At 29.2% G+C, this 16,841-nt stretch carries 18 protein-coding genes and 1 tRNA gene; 17 read left to right on the top strand and 2 right to left on the bottom strand.

Annotation, left to right across the window (positions count from 1 at the left end):
- Positions 1 to 52 precede the first annotated feature (52 nt).
- From OXH55_RS15970 to OXH55_RS15945, 6 genes are all read left to right on the top strand, one after another.
- Positions 53 to 128 (top strand) — tRNA-Thr (locus tag OXH55_RS15970).
- 190 nt (positions 129 to 318) lie between these two features.
- On the top strand, positions 319 to 1,023 hold the full coding sequence (locus OXH55_RS15965) for a hypothetical protein (RefSeq protein WP_268051049.1): 705 nt from the start codon (positions 319 to 321) through the stop codon (positions 1,021 to 1,023).
- 178 nt (positions 1,024 to 1,201) lie between these two features.
- Complete coding sequence (locus OXH55_RS15960; RefSeq protein WP_268051048.1) at positions 1,202 to 1,909, top strand: hypothetical protein; 708 nt, start codon at positions 1,202 to 1,204, stop codon at positions 1,907 to 1,909.
- 110 nt (positions 1,910 to 2,019) lie between these two features.
- A complete protein-coding gene (locus tag OXH55_RS15955) occupies positions 2,020 to 2,706 on the top strand; it encodes a response regulator transcription factor (RefSeq protein ID WP_268051047.1) in 687 nt (228 codons plus the stop codon).
- 16 nt (positions 2,707 to 2,722) lie between these two features.
- Complete coding sequence (locus OXH55_RS15950) at positions 2,723 to 4,180, top strand: sensor histidine kinase (protein ID WP_268051046.1); 1,458 nt, start codon at positions 2,723 to 2,725, stop codon at positions 4,178 to 4,180.
- Positions 4,181 to 4,224: 44 nt separating this feature from the next.
- Positions 4,225 to 5,439: a hypothetical protein gene (locus OXH55_RS15945; protein WP_268051045.1), complete on the top strand. Its 1,215-nt coding sequence runs from the start codon at positions 4,225 to 4,227 to the stop codon at positions 5,437 to 5,439.
- Between the two features lie 60 nt (positions 5,440 to 5,499).
- Here OXH55_RS15945 and OXH55_RS15940 read toward each other — a convergent pair whose 3' ends face one another.
- Both OXH55_RS15940 and OXH55_RS15935 read right to left on the bottom strand, forming a co-directional pair.
- Entirely contained in the window at positions 5,500 to 6,486 is a 987-nt protein-coding gene (locus OXH55_RS15940; RefSeq protein WP_268051044.1) for an ATP-binding protein, read from the bottom strand.
- Positions 6,479 to 7,474 (bottom strand): DnaD domain protein, encoded by a 996-nt coding sequence (locus OXH55_RS15935; protein WP_268051043.1) that lies wholly within the window; start codon positions 7,472 to 7,474, stop codon positions 6,479 to 6,481. Before OXH55_RS15935 ends, OXH55_RS15940 begins: the two co-directional genes overlap by 8 nt.
- Positions 7,475 to 7,706: 232 nt before the next feature.
- On the opposite strand from OXH55_RS15935, the gene OXH55_RS15930 reads away from it, so the two are divergent.
- The 11 genes from OXH55_RS15930 (at position 7,707) to OXH55_RS15880 (ending at position 16,833) form a co-directional block, all read left to right on the top strand.
- Positions 7,707 to 8,492: a M23 family metallopeptidase gene (locus OXH55_RS15930; protein WP_268051042.1), complete on the top strand. Its 786-nt coding sequence runs from the start codon at positions 7,707 to 7,709 to the stop codon at positions 8,490 to 8,492.
- Between the two features lie 197 nt (positions 8,493 to 8,689).
- On the top strand, positions 8,690 to 9,133 hold the full coding sequence (locus OXH55_RS15925) for a MarR family winged helix-turn-helix transcriptional regulator (RefSeq protein ID WP_268051041.1): 444 nt from the start codon (positions 8,690 to 8,692) through the stop codon (positions 9,131 to 9,133).
- 32 nt (positions 9,134 to 9,165) lie between these two features.
- Entirely contained in the window at positions 9,166 to 10,143 is a 978-nt protein-coding gene (locus OXH55_RS15920; RefSeq protein ID WP_268051039.1) for a beta-ketoacyl-ACP synthase III, read from the top strand.
- Between the two features lie 58 nt (positions 10,144 to 10,201).
- Positions 10,202 to 10,432 (top strand): acyl carrier protein, encoded by a 231-nt coding sequence (gene acpP / locus OXH55_RS15915; protein ID WP_268051037.1) that lies wholly within the window; start codon positions 10,202 to 10,204, stop codon positions 10,430 to 10,432.
- Positions 10,433 to 10,511: 79 nt separating this feature from the next.
- Positions 10,512 to 11,444 (top strand): enoyl-[acyl-carrier-protein] reductase FabK, encoded by a 933-nt coding sequence (gene fabK / locus OXH55_RS15910; RefSeq protein WP_268051036.1) that lies wholly within the window; start codon positions 10,512 to 10,514, stop codon positions 11,442 to 11,444.
- Positions 11,437 to 12,375: an ACP S-malonyltransferase gene (gene fabD, locus OXH55_RS15905; RefSeq protein ID WP_268051035.1), complete on the top strand. Its 939-nt coding sequence runs from the start codon at positions 11,437 to 11,439 to the stop codon at positions 12,373 to 12,375. The genes fabK and fabD overlap by 8 nt, the downstream gene beginning before the upstream one ends.
- Positions 12,376 to 12,449: 74 nt before the next feature.
- On the top strand, positions 12,450 to 13,202 hold the full coding sequence (gene fabG / locus OXH55_RS15900; RefSeq protein ID WP_268051034.1) for a 3-oxoacyl-[acyl-carrier-protein] reductase: 753 nt from the start codon (positions 12,450 to 12,452) through the stop codon (positions 13,200 to 13,202).
- A gap of 50 nt (positions 13,203 to 13,252) precedes the next feature.
- Positions 13,253 to 14,494 (top strand): beta-ketoacyl-ACP synthase II, encoded by a 1,242-nt coding sequence (gene fabF / locus OXH55_RS15895; RefSeq protein ID WP_268051033.1) that lies wholly within the window; start codon positions 13,253 to 13,255, stop codon positions 14,492 to 14,494.
- 4 nt (positions 14,495 to 14,498) lie between these two features.
- Positions 14,499 to 14,990 (top strand): acetyl-CoA carboxylase biotin carboxyl carrier protein, encoded by a 492-nt coding sequence (gene accB, locus OXH55_RS15890; RefSeq protein ID WP_268051031.1) that lies wholly within the window; start codon positions 14,499 to 14,501, stop codon positions 14,988 to 14,990.
- A gap of 15 nt (positions 14,991 to 15,005) precedes the next feature.
- A complete protein-coding gene (gene fabZ / locus OXH55_RS15885) occupies positions 15,006 to 15,434 on the top strand; it encodes a 3-hydroxyacyl-ACP dehydratase FabZ (protein WP_268051030.1) in 429 nt (142 codons plus the stop codon).
- Between the two features lie 49 nt (positions 15,435 to 15,483).
- Positions 15,484 to 16,833, top strand: coding sequence for an acetyl-CoA carboxylase biotin carboxylase subunit (locus tag OXH55_RS15880; protein ID WP_268051029.1), 1,350 nt, complete (start codon positions 15,484 to 15,486; stop codon positions 16,831 to 16,833).
- Positions 16,834 to 16,841: the final 8 nt, after the last annotated feature.

The raw sequence follows: 16,841 nt of genomic DNA, 5'->3' as shown, positions 1-16,841 counted from the left end.
GCCTGTCACGCCGGGGGTCGAGGGTTCGAGTCCCTTCTAGGTCGCCACATAAGCTGGCATGGCTCAACTGGTAGAGCAACTGACTTGTAATCAGTAGGTTCCGGGTTCAAGTCCTGGTGCCAGCACCAAAAATCTTAAGCGATAAGCTTAAGATTTTTTTGCGTTCAAAATTATTAAATTAATCAATGATATTATACATTTTTTAAATATCTAGAAATTGATACAACTTTTTTACAACTAAGATAAATTATATATACAACTACAGTTTATAGTTTAATTATCGCAAGAAAATAAAAAAAATTGTAGGAGGTTTTTATAATGAAAAGTAAACAAATAATATCAAAATTATTGTTAGCATCTGTATTAATGGGTGGAGGATATAAAACATATGCCTTTGCGGTACAAAAACAACCAGTAAAAGCAGTTCAAAAATCAGAGGTACAAAAGAATGATAAAGAGGCTCAAGCTGTTGAGACAATTAAAAAATACTTTGGAGTAACTTTTGATAAAGATAAATTACAAAAAAATATTAGAGTAGAAGATAAAAAAGAATTATTAAACAGCTACGGAGTAGTAAGTGAAAATGGTATTTATCAAGCTGTATGGTTTACACCTAGAACTGAGGATGGAAAAGTAAATAGTTCAATTGATGAAATTTTTTCTGTAGACATAGATGAAAAATCAGGAGAAGTTTTAAGTGCTCATGCAAAAAGAACAGATTTAGAAAAAACTGATACAAAAGATTTTATAGGAATTGAAGAAGCTAAAAAAGTAGCTGAAGATTTTATTAAGAAGAATAATATTTCTGATATTAAAGAATTAAAGTTTGTTGGTAATTCACAATACAGAGATAACTGGGAGGTTAAATATCAAGAAGACGATACATTTATGTTATTTTATCAAGACGCTAAAGATTCAAGTAAGAAGGTTAATTTATGTGTGGATAGAGGGTCAAAAAAAGTATTCTATTTTTCAACAGCTAATATAGCAGATGCTGAGTATGGTAAGAATGATATAAAATAAAATTTATAAAGTATTATTTAATCTAAAAGTATAATATTATGTACACAGTATCTTGTTTTAAAGTACTGTGTTTTTCTCTGAACTTAAAAAATATACAACTTTTTTACAAGTTGTATATTTTTTATATACATTTTTAATTTATAATTTAGTGAAAGTAAAATGGTGAGGAGAGAAATTAATGATATATTACTCAAAGAAAATCTTTATTATTTTAACTATTTTACTACCATTATTATATATCAAATGTTTATTTAGTACTAAGATAAAAGTAGACAAGCAAATTACAAAAAAATATAAATATATGCCCGGAAGTTATAAAAATATATCTATACTTAAAAAACTAAATCAGAAAGCTAAAAATCATTGTAGGAATAGCTTTTACATGGAAGCTCATTATATCGATAAATGTGATAAAAACTATGATTATATGGAAAAGATATATTTTCAACAAGGCAGTTCTCGTAAAGAAGTATATGATAAAAATATATTAAAAAAAATAGAAATATATATAAAGGATAAAGATATATTTTATGTATATAATGTGGATGAAGATGAACCACAAATAATTACAAAATTTAGCGAAAAACATAATGGAATGTATCCTTACATGGATGGATATTTTCTAAATAATAATAATGTAATTTTAAGCAATATGAAATATATAGATTATAAAGGAAAAAAAGTGCTTTATTCAGAACTTATAACATATGTAATAAAAAAGCGTTTTGAAAGTAGATATTGGTATGATACAGAGACAGGAATTATATTAAAAGCAGAGTCGAAACAAATAGAAGATAATAAAGTAGAGGTACATCATTGTATTGATTATACTATGAATTTTAATTATAAATTTGATAAGGCTTTATTCAAACTTAATGAAAAATAAATGTGGGAGGGTGCAAAGTCTTATAAATAGGACTTTGCATTTTTTTGATACACTTTTGAAACAACTCTAGGGTATAATATTAAGAAAAGTAAACATGAGGTGAACTTATCATGGAAAATAAAAAAATTTTAATTATAGAAGATGAAGAAGCTATTGCTGATTTGATTGATTATGGATTAAAAAAAGAAGGGTTTAATACTAAGGTTGCTAACAATGGAGAAGATGGTTTGAAATTTGGCAATGAATTTAACCCAGACCTTATACTGCTTGATCTAATGCTTCCAGATATAAGTGGATTTGATGTTTGTAGAAAAATAACTCAGACAAAAAACATTCCTATAATAATGCTAACTGCAAAGTCTGATATTACAGATAAAATATTAGGTTTAGAATTTGGAGCGGATGATTATATTACTAAACCATTTGATATAAGAGAAGTTATAGCAAGAATTAAGTCGATTTTTAGAAGAATGGTGCAGACGAATAACGAGATAGAAGAAAAAAATGAAGACGTAATACAGTTTGAAGATATTAAAATATTTGAAATTGAGCGTTTAGTAAATAAAAACAATGAATGTATAGAGCTTACACCTAAAGAATATGAACTATTACTTTTACTTTGTAAAAATAGAGGGAGAGTTTTTTCAAGAGCACAGCTTTTAGACTCTGTATGGGGATATGAATATGTGGGAGACACCAGGACTGTAGATATACATATTCAAAGACTTAGAAAGAAGCTTGAGCTGAATGATTTAATTCAAACAGTATTTGGTGTTGGATATAAACTAATAAAATAGGTGGAGTTAATGATATATGAAAAAAACTATTAAATTCAAATTTTTATTAGGTTTTTTTATTATATTTTTCATGGCGTTTTTGCTGATTAATTATTTTGTAAGCAGTAAGCTAGAAGAAAATAATGAAAAGACTATTACAAATGAACTAATAACTCTGAAAAAAAATTGTAATGTATATGTAAGGCAAGCTTTTATGATAAATCATTTAAATAATAATGACATTTATTTTATAAAGATTGGCAAAGATATTGTGGATGAATTAAGCAATGTTACTGGTAGTGATATAGAAGCTTATACCCTAACTGGATCGCTAATATATTCTTCAGATGAACATAAGACTACAAAATCAAAAGCTGAAGATATAAATAATGCAGTAAATGATAAAACCTCGTATACTATAAATTATGAAAAGAATAACACTACCGTTTATTTTTCCTATCCTGTAGTTATTGCTGGACAAAAAGTAGGGATTTTAAGAATCATCAAGGATTATTCATCATTATACAATGAAAGTAGGGTAATAATAAATTTTATTCTTTATGTAACTATAATAATTTTTCTTGCAGCTTTTATATTTTCTTTTCTCCTATCAAGTAATATGACTATTCCTATAGTTAAGTTAACTCAAGCATCAAATGAAGTAGCAAAAGGAAATTTGGATATACACATTAATAGTAAAAGGCAAGATGAAATAGGGGAATTGACAAGAAACTTTTCTAAAATGGTAGAGAAAATAGATGACCAAATAAAAACTATAGAAAAAGATAGAGATAATTTAAGGGAGCTTAATAACCATAGAAAGAGCTTCTTTGATAATGTAACCCATGAATTAAAAACTCCTCTTACATCCATATTAGGATATGCAGAGATGATTAAGGAAAATGGATTTAGTGATATAGAGTTTTTTCATAAAGGAACTAATCATATTATTAATGAAAGTAAAAGACTTCACAATATGGTATTAAAACTTTTAGAGGTTTCAAAAGAGACATCAGAAATAGATGATGAATTTACTAAAGTTGAAATATGTAAGTTGTTGCAAAATACCTGTGAAGGTATGACTTTTAAGGCTAAAAGGTACAAGAATGATATTAAATGCAAAGCAGATAATGAAATGTATGTCTATGGAAATGGAGATAAGCTTAAAGAGGTATTTATAAATATAATTGATAATGCTATAAAATATGGGTATTCAAATTCAAATATAGAAGTAAGTACATATACATCTAATGATTTTATAGAAGTAACTATAAAAAATAGAGGAATAGGAATAAAACAAGAAGATATAGAGAAAATTTTTAATCCTCTTTATAGAGTTAATAAGAAAAAATCTAGAGAGATAGGAAGCTGTGGATTAGGGCTCAGTATTTCAAAAGCTATTATAGATAATCATAAAGGAGAAATAAAAATTGACAGCATATTAAATGAAGAAACTAAAGTTATAGTTAAACTACCTTCATATAAGGAAGATTAAAATTATATTTTTGTAAACTTAGTTATGAAAAAGAGGGAAATCATATGAAAAGCAGATTAAAACAATATAAAGCTAGTTTATTTGCAAGAAATATAATGATTATAGTTTTAGCAGGATTATTTTTAATGTTTGTTTTTAGTGGATGTATAAAATCAACTAAATCTAAAACTATTGTAATTGATGACATAGAAGATAACAAAGAGAAATCTTTAGAAAGTTCAACAGATGAAACCCTTGATATAAATAAGATATACAAACATGAAGCTTATAAATTTGTAGATAATGAAGCTATAAGAGAATGTTTATTTGCATGGTATGATAATGAAAATATTATAGGTAGAGTTACAAGAGATAAAGGTGATAGTTATGATGAAAGTATTGAAAGTATAAACTATAAATATAACTTTTCACGAAAAATAATGGATATAGAGAAATACAAAAATTATATTCCTAAAGTATCACCTGATGGGACTAAAATTGCTTATCAAATGAGAGATGGAATAAATTTGAATATTTTCATAAAAGATTTAAAAACTAATGAAGAAAAATGTATATATGAGATTGAATCATTAGGATATGAAAGATATACACTATGGTCTAATAATAGTAAATATATTTCATTTTTTAAGAATGATACACCCCAAAATGGACAAAGCATAATTATATATGATGTTGAAACCAAAAAAATGAGAGAAATAGTTTTGGAGGGATGGAAGGATGCATATGGCTATTCTACAGTAAAAGTTTCAGATGATGCTAAAAACGCTGCAGTAATTGTACATGATAAGAATTATAAAAAAGATATTAGGGCAGATTTATGCCTATATAATGTAGAATTAATAAAAAACAAAATAAAAGATAAAGAACGGGTTAATATAGATTATATGTCAATGTCTGATGTTGAATTTATAAATAAAAATAAATTTGTTTATATTAAAGGATATAAACAGGCAATATGTATTTATGACGATAATACTAGAAAAACAGAAGAAGTAATGAAGAATGTAGATAGATTTAAAATATCTCATGATGGAAAATATATAGTTTATTCAAAACACTCCAATCAGCATGGTAAAAATATTTACCTAGGTAAAATATCTGAAAATAAAATTTTGAATGAGAAAATATTATATACAGGGATTTCACCTAATACTTTATCATGGAGTAAAGATAATAGAAAAATTTTAATAAGTGGCGAAAAATACAGTAATGGATATACAAATAGTTTATATGAAAATATAATAATTGAATTAAAGTAAAAATAGGAGAATGAAAAGATTATTTACATATCAGTTCATTCTCCTTATTTTTATAACATTTTACAGAGCTTTCATTCTATTAAGGTTTATCTTTACTCTAATATCTTCACCATAAAATTTACATAAACTGAAACTACCAAAAAGTCTAGAGGTTATTCTTTCAGAATAAGTTTTTGAAAGTCCTTCTATAGTATAATTTGTAGAAACAATCATTTGTTTACCTTTTAAGAGTTTTGTATTAAGAAGATTGAATAATTCTGTTTTTGAAAAATTACTTATTTGTTCAGTACCCAAATCGTCTATTACTAATAGATCACAATTTGTAATTAAATCTTCTAATTCTCTATTATGAGCTAAACGTATTTCTCTAAGGTTTTTAATTAACTCTTCTGCTGTTTTATATACTACCAAATGACCTCTATCTAATAATTCTTTTGCTATACAGTTAGTTAAGAATGTCTTACCAGTTCCAGAATTTCCGAAGAACAATAAATTATCTTTGGAATTAGGAAAAGTTTCTATAAAATACATACTTGTTTTTACTATTTCCTCTATGTTTTTTCTAGGACTTTTTATATTGTCATTAGAACGATTAGAAGAATAGAAGTCATATTTAAAGTTATCAAAGTTATTAGTTTTTAATATTTGACTAAGTTCTGAGTCTTTATAATAAAGCTTAACAAGTTTTGGCTTATAGCAATCACAACGGGTAGTTCCTATAAAACCAGTGTCTTTACATTTTTTACATCTATGGTGTAAGCTTAAACAATCTATTTCATAACCATGAGATACTAAGAGTTCAGATTTTTGAATTCTTAAATCTGTTATTTGTTCTTTTAGATTTTTTAAATATTCATCACGATTTTCTATAGGTTTAAAAGAGCTTATTGACAGTTGAATACATAGTTTGTTTATTTTTTTATCTAATTGCGAAATTATAGGAAACATACTATAAATTTCTTTTTTTCTATCTTTTAAAGCATTTTCTTCATAGGTTCTAATATCTTCATATATTTTTAATATTTCAGATTGATAACCTTTAATCATTAATATCCCATCCTAATAGTTTTTTTTCTAATTCATCATAGTTATAAGAACGTTGCTCATAATTGTTGAAGGTATCCTTATTATTATTATTGCCATAAAAATTATTCTTTTTAAAGCTTGTTTTAGGTTTATCTTTCTTTTCTATATCTTCAAGAGTTTTTATATTGCTTTTAAACCAATTATTTAAAATAGCATCTATATATTTAAAGTCAGCTTTATTTATTCTTTCAAAGCATATGTCACAAGCTTTATATATTACGTCTAAAGGAAATTTGTATACATTAATCCATTTTTCAAGAATCTGTTGTTGAGGTTTCATTACGTCATTATTTTGTATTCCTAGGTATTTTAAGATTTTCTTTATATTTAACCATTTATCTTCATGTTTTTTTATAAAAGTTTGAGCATCATCAATAGTTCGTATCTTAGCGTCATGCCATGCAATAGCTATCGTTTCTATATATCTATAGTCTGTTTTACCCTTTGATAAACTATATTGAATTAAAAGAAGTATTATTTCAGGAGTATAGTTGAAATCTTTTTGCCAGCTTAAATACATAGTCATTTCTTTATTAGATAAAGGTCTTCCAAGAAGTTTTTCTATATCTTGCATCATGTCTTTAATAGAGTTATTTTCTAATTCTTCTGAAATAAGACTTACAGTACTTTGAGCAGCCTCTTGATCTGGAAGTTTATTTAAGTTTAAAAATTCTATAGAGTAATTACCCAGAGAATCGATTGGGTTTACTGTAATTACCCCAAGGTTATTCCAATAGTTCCAAGCAGCCAGAATTTCATTTTCGTTTAAATTTAAAACTGATGATATGCTTGCTGAATTTATTCCTATTTCTCCAGATAAACAGTATCTAAGACCTAAAAGATATACCTTAATTTGGTCTCCATTGGCTTTAGACATATATTTGTCTATAAATATGTTGCTAACTGGTGTATATTCTAAATCTTTGTGTTTAAACATGAATGTACTCATGCTACCGCGACCTTTCTTTAAATACTATATATAGTATACATAATGTTTAATTATAACAAAATATAGGTATTTGCTCAAATGGAAAATAGTGAAATGAATTTTGTTATAACCATTTTATATTATATACAATAATGAACATTAATTAAATGAGAAATTATATGCAAAAAATTAATTATATTTTACGAAGCATTAGGGAATATTATTAGAAGTGTGTGAAAGGAGAGTCATAAAGTTGAATTATATATATAAATTTGAAAAGAAGGTACATTTTATTATAGTTATATTGATTACTTTAATATTATGTTTGGTATTTTATTTAGAGTATAAACCTAATGCTTATGAAATAAGAATGAATAATGAATGTATAGCATATGTAAAAAATATTGAAGCTTTTGAAGCAAGTATAAAAGACTTAGAAAAAGAACTTAACAAAAAGTTCAAAAAATTTAAGTTTACTGATAAATTTACATATAGTAAGATACATATTGAGTACAAATATTTAACTTCAAAGAATGATATAGAAAAAAATATAATAAATAATAGTAAAACAAAAGTTGAACCAATAGAAATAAAAAAGACTACTGAGATTAAAAAATCTACTCAGATTAAGCAAAATACTGTGAAAGAGAAGGCTAAAGTTGCTGCAACTAATAAGATTAGGCTATTACGTCCATGTAACGGTAGAGTTAGTTCCTCATTTGGTATGAGAAATGGAAAAATGCACAAGGGAATGGATATAGCCAATCATATGGGATCGACTATACATTCAGCTTATGATGGAGTAGTTTCTTATGCTGGATGGATAAGTGGATATGGAAAAGTAATAAAAATAGACCATGGAGGTGGTCTTGAAACAACATATGCTCACTGTAGTAGTATTAATGTTAAAAAAAATCAACATGTAAAAAAAGGCGATAAAATAGGTGAAGTAGGTAGTACGGGAAGAAGTACAGGACCTCATGTTCATTTTGAGGTTAGAGTTAATGGTGTGCCACAAAATCCTGCAAAATATGTATAATATTTAGTTGAAATTTTTACTTATAAGTAAAATTTAAATAACTTACAGTATAATTACTAGTTATATATAGGGTATACAATAAAAGTTGACAGAATAATACTTTTCATATATACTTTGATTATCAAAATATTTGACAATCGAAACAAATGATAATTTTAAATAGAAAAAACTAAATAATAGATAGAAATGGTGATATAGTGAATAAATCTATAAGAGCTGTCGTAAATGAGCTGTTCGTAGATATTTTTAATGATCTATTGATAATTGAGCAAACTGCTCTTCAATCTGGCAAATTAAGTGATTTATCAGTAACTGAGATTCATACTATAGAAAATATAGGAATGTATGTACCAAGAACTATGTCAGAAGTAGCAGCTGATTTAGGAATAACTGTAGGAACTCTTACAACAGCTATTCATAATTTGGTCAAAAAAGGATATGTGGAAAGAAAAAGAGACGATAAAGATAGAAGAGTAGTAAAGATTACTTTAACTAAAAAAGGGAAACTTGCTTACAGAGTACATGAAAAGTTCCATTCGGATATGGTTAAAGAGGCCATTGAAGGATTAACACAAGAAGAAGAAGAACTATTAGCTTGTGCGTTAGGAAAGCTAAATAAGTTTTTTAAATCTAAAATATAATATAAACAATGAAAAGGAAAAGGAATAGTATTATGTATGAAGTTAAAATTATAGGTACTGGAAGTTATGCACCATCAAATGTTGTTACAAATGATGATATAGCACAGTTTGTAGATACAAGTGATAAATGGATAAGCGATAGAACTGGTATAAAGGAAAGAAGAATTTCTAAAGATGAAGATACTTCAGTCCTTTCAACTAAAGCTGCTAAATTAGCTTTAGAAAATGCAAATGTAAATCCAAAAGATATAGACTTAATTATATTAGCAACTGCAACTCCAGATTACTTTATTCCGTCAACAGCTTGCATTATTCAAGAAGAACTTGGAGCTGTAAATGCTACTTGTTTTGATATATCTGCTGCTTGTACAGGATTTATATATGGAGTTAATATTGCAACACAATTTATAAAGACTGGTCAATCAAAAACAGCATTAGTTATAGGAGCAGAAGTACTATCAAAAATAGTTGATTGGGATGATAGAAATACTTGCATTCTTTTTGGGGATGGAGCAGGTGCTGCTATACTTCAAAGAAGTGATGAAAAAGGTATTATATCAGTATATACAGGTTCAGATGGCAGTGGTGGAGAACATTTGGAATGCCCTGCAGTTCCATTAAATAATAAATTTAGCGGAGAAGAAAAAAGTAATGATAATATAGTATCTATGAATGGTAGAGAGATTTTTAAATTTGCTACCAAAATAATGCCTAAGTGCATAGATGAAGTTTTAAAGAATACAGAATATAACTTAGAAGATATAAAATATATAGTTCCTCATCAAGCAAATACTAGAATAATTGAGTATGTTGCTAAGAAATTAAATATAGATTTAAATAAATTTTATATGAATTTAGATAGATATGGTAATACATCAGGAGGAAGTATACCAATTGCATTAGATGAAATGGTTCAAAAAGGATTGCTTAATAAAGGTGATAAGATTATCCTTGTAGGTTTTGGTGGAGGACTTACCTTTGGAGCAGAACTTATTGAATGGAGAATATAATAAGAAAAATAAAAATTAAAAATATAAAAATAAAATTTAAATTCAGGAGGGTTTTATTATGACATTTGAAAAGATTAGAAAGGTTATAGCAGAACATTTAGATATGGGAGAAGAAGAAATTAAATTAGGATCAACTTTCGCAGATGATTTAGGAATTGATTCACTAGATATATTTGAAATAGTTATGGAACTAGAAGATGAGTTTTCAATGGAAATTCCTACTGAAGACCTTGAAGATATGAAAAAGGTTGAAGATATAGTTACTTACATAAACTCAAAAAATAAATAATTTTGGAAGAATAACCATCAATAGACTGCTTATACGTCAGCAGTCTTATTTTATAGAGTTATAAATAGGAGAGGATAGTATGACTAAAGGTGATTTGTTTAAAAAATTAGGAATAAAATATCCAATAATTCAAGGTGCTATGGCATGGATAGCAGATAGTTCACTTGCGGCAGCAGTATCAAATGCAGGAGGTCTTGGGATTATTGCAGGGGGAACTGCACCTGTAGAATATGTTAGAGAAGAAATAAGAAAGGCTAAGGAACTTACTGATAAACCTTTTGGAGTAAACATAATGCTTTTAAGCGATAATGCCGAACAAATTGCTAAACTTGTCTGTGAAGAAGGTGTTAAGGTAGTAACAACTGGAGCAGGAAGTCCAGGAAAATATATGGAAATGTGGAAAGCACATGGTATAACAGTAATACCTGTAGTAGCTTCAGTAGCGTTGGCTAGAAGAATGGAAAAGAGCGGAGCGGATGCAGTCATTGCAGAAGGTTGTGAAGCAGGAGGACATATAGGAGAACTTACAACTATGACACTAATACCTCAAGTTGTTGACGCAGTAAATATTCCTGTTATTGCAGCAGGTGGTATTGGAGATGGACGTGGAATTGCAGCAACATTTATGCTTGGTGCTAGTGGAGTTCAAGTTGGAACAAGATTTTTAGTTGCTAATGAGTGTACTGTACATGAGAATTATAAGAAAAAGGTTATAAAGGCAAAAGATATAGATACTGTTGTTACGGGAAGAGTAACAGGTCACCCAGTTAGAGTTTTGAGAAATAAATTAGCTAGACAATTTAAAAATTTGGAAAAAGATTTATCAGATTTAGAAGAATTTGAAAGATTAGGAATGGGCGCCTTAAGAAAAGCAGTAAAAGAGGGCGATGTAGACATGGGTTCAGTTATGTCAGGTCAAATAGCAGGACTTATTAAAAAAGAACAAAGCTGTAAAGAAATAATAGAAGAGATGTTTGAAGAAGCTAAAAAGCTAGGAGGATATCATGAGTAAAATTGCATTTTTATTTTCCGGACAGGGAGCTCAGTATGTAGGAATGGGTAAAGAACTTTATGAAAGTTTTCCTGAATGTAAAGAAGTTTATAAAAAGGCTGATGAAGCTTTAGGGTTTTCTATAAGTACGCTATGCTTTGAAGGAAGTAAAGAGGAATTAAACAAAACGGAAAATACTCAACCAGCTATTGTAACAACAAGTATAGCTTTACTTAAAGTATTAGAAAAATATGAAATAAAAGCTGATATTACTGCAGGACTTAGTCTTGGAGAGTATTCAGCTTTAGTATATAGTGGAGTTTTAAATTTTGAAGATGCTGTTAGATTAGTTAAAAAGAGAGGTAAATATATGCAGGAAGCAGTACCACAAGGTGTTGGTACTATGGCTGCAATTTTAGGATTAGATAGTGATAAAGTAAGAGAAGCTTGTGAAGCGGCAAGTAGTGAAGGAATAGTAGAAGTAGCAAATTACAATTGTCCAGGACAAATTGTTATTGCTGGGGAAATAAAGGCTGTTGAAACAGCATGTGAAAAAGCTAAAGAATTAGGGGCAAAGAGAGCAATGCTTCTTACAGTTAGTGCACCTTTCCATACTACTATGTTAGAATCAGCAGGAGTTAAGCTTTATGAGGAATTAAAAGAGATAGAACTTAAAGAAATGAATGTTCCAGTATTAACAAATGTTACTGGAGATTACATTAAAGATATAAGTGATATAAAAGATCTTTTAAAGAAACAGGTTATGAGTTCAGTAATGTGGGAAGAAACTATAAGAAATATGCTTAAAGATGGAGTAGATACATTTATTGAAATAGGACCCGGAAAGGTACTAAGCGGATTCGTGAAAAAGATAGATAGAAAAGTTAAGATATTAAATGTAGAAGATGAAAAATCACTTAATAAAACAATCGAAGCTTTAAAAGACGTATAAGATTTTTTATTAGAAATTTTAAAATCTAAAATATTTAACAGTTGATGGGTGAAGTGAAATAGGAGGATATTAAGATGTGCAATAAAGTACTTTCAGGTAAAAATGCAGTAGTTACAGGAGCTAGTAGAGGAATAGGAAGAGCTATAGCTCTAAAGCTTGCAGAACTTGGGGCTAATGTAATTTTAAATTATAGAAGTAGTGCAAAATCAGTAGAAGAAGTAGTAAAAGCTATAGAAGAAAAAGGGGTTAAGGCTTTAGCTGTTCAAGGTGATGTAAGTAACTTTGAAGATGCTAAAAAAATAATTGATTCAGCAATTGAGAACTTTGGAAGTATAGATATTTTAGTAAATAATGCGGGAATAACAAAAGACGGATTACTAATGAGAATGAAGGAAGAAGATTTTGATAAAGTTATAGAAGTTAATTTAAAAGGTGTATTTAACTGCACAAGACATGCAACTCCTATAATGATGAAACAAAGAAGTGGAAGAATAATTAATATTTCTTCTGTTGTTGGTATTACTGGTAATGCAGGTCAAACAAATTATGCAGCAGCAAAAGCAGGAATAATTGGATTTACAAAATCTACAGCAAAAGAAATTGCAGCAAGAGGAATAACAGTAAATGCTATAGCACCAGGATTTATTCAAACGGATATGACAGAAGCTTTATCAGATAAGGTTAAGGAAACTATTAAGACTATTATTCCTTTAAGAAAAATGGGAACACCAGAGGACGTGGCAGAAGCTACAGCTTTCTTGGCATCACCAATGGCAAGTTATATAACAGGTCAAGTTATTAGTATTGATGGTGGAATGCACATGTAAAAAGGAAGTTTAGAGAATAAAGAGTTTAAAAGGAATAAGGAGTGGGAAAAGTGAAAAATAGAGTAGTTATTACTGGTATGGGAGCTATTACTCCTATTGGAAATAATGCAAAGGATTTTTGGAACAATATTAAAGAAGGAAAATGTGGAATAGATGAAATAAATGCTTTTGATGCAACAGATTTTAAAGTTAAGTTAGCTGCTGAGGTTAAAGATTTTAACGTAGGAGATTATTTAGATAAAAGAGAAGCAAGAAGAATGGATAGATTTTGCCAATTTGCTATGATAGCTGCTGATGAAGCTGTAAAGGATTCAGGACTAAATGTAGAAGATATTGATGCAGAAAGAGTTGGAGTTATAGTTGGTTCAGGAATTGGTGGAATAACAACTATAGAAGAACAGCATAAAAAGCTTTTAGAAAAAGGGCCTAAGAGAGTATCACCATTCTTTATACCTATGATTATAAGTAATATGGCAGCTGGAAATATTGCAATAAAGTATGGTGCTAAGGGGATTTGTACTACAGTAGTTACAGCTTGTGCTACAGGAACTAATGCTATTGGAGATGCTTTCCATAATATTCGCCATGGATTATCAGATTTAATTATAGCAGGAGGAACTGAAGCTTCAATTACTCCTTTATCAATGGCAGGATTTGACTCACTTACAGCATTAAGTACAAATACAGATTCAAATAGAGCATCAATACCGTTTGATAAGGAACGTGATGGATTTGTTATGGGAGAAGGAGCGGGAATATTAATACTTGAATCTCTTGAGCATGCTGTAAAAAGAAATGCAAAAATATACGGAGAAATTGTAGGATATGGAGCTACTTGTGATGCATATCACATGACTTCACCAGCACCAGGAGGAGAAGGTGGAGCAAGAGCTATGAAGCTTGCAATTAAAGATGCTGATTTAAAACCAGAAGAAATTTCTTATGTTAATGCACATGGAACAAGTACACCATATAATGATAAATTTGAAACAGCAGCAATTAAAACTGTATTTGGAGAAAAGGCGTATGAAATTCCAGTAAGTTCAACAAAGTCTATGACAGGACATTTACTTGGAGCTGCAGGAGCAATAGAAGCTGTTGTTTGTACTAAAGCATTGGAAGAAGGATTTGTTCCACCAACTATAGGTCTTACTGTAAAAGATGAAGAATGTGATCTTGATTATGTTCCAAACAAGGGAAGAGAACAAGAATTAAAATATGCACTTTCTAATTCACTAGGATTTGGTGGACATAATGCAGTAATAGTATTAAAAAAATGGGATGAGAGGTAGAATTATGGATTATACAAGTATTCAAGAACTTATAAAAACTATGAGTGATTCTAAGCTTTCTTCTTTAGAAATTGAAACTGAAGGTATTCATATAAAAATGAGAAAAGATGAAGAAAAACAAATAGTAGTTTGTGATGAAAGAGAAGTAGTAAAAAAACCACAAATTGTAGATAGAGCTATTGAAGAAGTAAGTTTAGAAGTTTCAAATGTAGAGAAAAAAGAAGAAACTTCGCCTAAAACAAAGGTAAATGAGAATGTAATAACTGTAAAATCACCTATAGTAGGAACTTTTTATGGTGCACCAGCACCAGAAGAGGATGCTTTTGTTAGTGTAGGAAGCAAAGTAAAAAAAGGTGATACTCTTTGTATAATTGAAGCTATGAAGCTTATGAATGAGATAGAAGCAGAAGATGACTATGAAATTGTAGAAATATTAGTGGAAAATGAAGAAATGGTTGAATACGGACAGCCAATATTTAATGTAGTGAAGCTGTAAAAGGAGAGAAAGCAAATGTCATTAGGAATAAAAGAAATTCAAGAAATTTTGCCACATAGATATCCTTTTTTACTTGTGGATAAAATAGAAGAAATAGAAGAAGGCACAAAAGCAGTTGGTTATAAGAATGTTACTATGAATGAATATTTCTTCCAAGGACATTTTCCACAAGAGCCTGTTATGCCAGGAGTTTTAATAGTAGAAGCTCTTGCACAGGTTGGTGCAGTTGCACTTTTAAGTAAAGAAGAGTTTAAAGGTAAAATAGCTTATTTTGGTGGAATAAATAAAGCTAAGTTCAGACGTAAAGTTGTTCCAGGAGATGTTCTAAGATTAGAAGTAGAAATTATAAAAATGAAAGGACCTGCTGGAATTGGAAAAGGTATCGCTACAGTAAACGGAGAGAAAGCTTGTGAAGCTGAAATAATGTTTGCAGTAGGTAAGTAATAAATAAAAAATTTCAATATACTGAAATTTTTTAGGAGTAGGTGATAATATGTTTAATAAGATTTTAATTGCTAACCGTGGTGAGATTGCAGTTAGAGTAATTAGAGCTTGTAGAGAAATGGGAATTCAGACGGTAGCAGTTTATTCAGAAGTTGATAGAGAGGCTTTACATGTACAAATGGCTGATGAAGCGGTTTGTATAGGACCAGGTAAAGCTCAAGGCAGTTATCTTAATATGGAGAACATAATAAGTGCTACAGTACTTACTGGAGCACAAGCAATACACCCTGGTTTTGGTTTTTTATCTGAAAATAGTAAGTTTGCACAAATGTGTGAAGAATGCAATATAACTTTTATTGGACCTGATGGAGAAACTATTGAGAACATGGGAAATAAATCAAAGGCCAGAGAGATGATGATGGAAGCAGGAGTACCTGTAATTCCAGGAACAGAAGGAAGTATTGATACTGCTGCAGATGCATTAAAAGAGGCGGATAGAATAGGGTATCCTGTTATGGTAAAAGCTTCAGCTGGTGGCGGTGGAAGAGGAATAAGAATTGTAAGAACTAAAGAAGAATTAAAAAAAGCTTTTGAAACAGCTAAGACAGAAGCAAAAGTAGCTTTTGGCGATGACACAATGTATATGGAAAAATTTATTGAAAAACCACGTCACATAGAATTTCAGATTTTAGGAGATGCCAATGGTAATGTAATTCACCTTGGTGAAAGAGATTGTTCAATTCAAAGAAGAAACCAGAAGGTTTTAGAGGAAGCACCTAGTCCTGTTATGACAGAAGAACTTAGAAAAAAGATGGGTGAAGTTGCAGTTAAGGCAGCTAAATCAGTTAATTATAAGAGTGCCGGAACAATAGAATTTTTAGTTGATAAAAATTTTGATTTTTATTTCATGGAAATGAATACAAGAATACAAGTAGAGCACCCAATAACAGAGATGATAACAGGAATAGATTTAATAAAAGAGCAAATAAAAATAGCTGCAGGAGAAGCTTTAGAATTTTCTCAAGAAGACATAAAGCTACAAGGACATGCGATAGAATGTAGAATAAATGCAGAAAATCCTAAGAAGGGCTTTATGCCATCACCAGGTACTATTACTATGGAGCATTTACCAGGGGGAAGTGGGGTCAGAATAGATAGTTCTATATATCAAGGATATAAAATACCTCCTACCTATGATTCTATGGTTGCAAAATTAATAGTTCATGGAAAAGATAGGGCAGACGCAATAAGTAAAATGAAAAGAGCACTTGGAGAATTTATAGTTGATGGAATAGATACTAATATAGAATTTCAACATAAAATTTTATTTAACAATAGTTTTCAAGAAGGAAATTATGATACCGGATTTATTCAAAGCAACGAAAATACGTTGTTTTAAGGTAGGTG

It is taken from the genome of Clostridium ganghwense, from assembly GCF_026735165.1.
In the GTDB taxonomy this organism is placed as follows: domain Bacteria; phylum Bacillota; class Clostridia; order Clostridiales; family Clostridiaceae; genus Clostridium_H; species Clostridium_H ganghwense.
The sequence above is the reverse complement of the archived record's forward strand: the minus strand, read 5'-3'. Positions and strand labels throughout refer to the sequence as shown.

Bases quoted from the DNA above. Each gene is read 5' to 3' on its own strand.
- fabK (WP_268051036.1), top strand. From the start codon at position 10,512: ATGACTAAAGGTGATTTGTTTAAAAAATTAGGAATAAAATATCCAATA.
- OXH55_RS15965 (WP_268051049.1), top strand. From the start codon at position 319: ATGAAAAGTAAACAAATAATATCAAAATTATTGTTAGCATCTGTATTA.
- acpP (WP_268051037.1), top strand. From the start codon at position 10,202: ATGACATTTGAAAAGATTAGAAAGGTTATAGCAGAACATTTAGATATG.
- OXH55_RS15935 (WP_268051043.1), bottom strand. From the start codon at position 7,474: ATGAGTACATTCATGTTTAAACACAAAGATTTAGAATATACACCAGTT.
- OXH55_RS15880 (WP_268051029.1), top strand. From the start codon at position 15,484: ATGTTTAATAAGATTTTAATTGCTAACCGTGGTGAGATTGCAGTTAGA.
- OXH55_RS15945 (WP_268051045.1), top strand. From the start codon at position 4,225: ATGAAAAGCAGATTAAAACAATATAAAGCTAGTTTATTTGCAAGAAAT.
- fabZ (WP_268051030.1), top strand. From the start codon at position 15,006: ATGTCATTAGGAATAAAAGAAATTCAAGAAATTTTGCCACATAGATAT.
- accB (WP_268051031.1), top strand. From the start codon at position 14,499: ATGGATTATACAAGTATTCAAGAACTTATAAAAACTATGAGTGATTCT.
- OXH55_RS15960 (WP_268051048.1), top strand. From the start codon at position 1,202: ATGATATATTACTCAAAGAAAATCTTTATTATTTTAACTATTTTACTA.
- OXH55_RS15955 (WP_268051047.1), top strand. From the start codon at position 2,020: ATGGAAAATAAAAAAATTTTAATTATAGAAGATGAAGAAGCTATTGCT.
- fabD (WP_268051035.1), top strand. From the start codon at position 11,437: ATGAGTAAAATTGCATTTTTATTTTCCGGACAGGGAGCTCAGTATGTA.
- OXH55_RS15940 (WP_268051044.1), bottom strand. From the start codon at position 6,486: ATGATTAAAGGTTATCAATCTGAAATATTAAAAATATATGAAGATATT.
- fabG (WP_268051034.1), top strand. From the start codon at position 12,450: ATGTGCAATAAAGTACTTTCAGGTAAAAATGCAGTAGTTACAGGAGCT.
- OXH55_RS15920 (WP_268051039.1), top strand. From the start codon at position 9,166: ATGTATGAAGTTAAAATTATAGGTACTGGAAGTTATGCACCATCAAAT.
- OXH55_RS15950 (WP_268051046.1), top strand. From the start codon at position 2,723: ATGAAAAAAACTATTAAATTCAAATTTTTATTAGGTTTTTTTATTATA.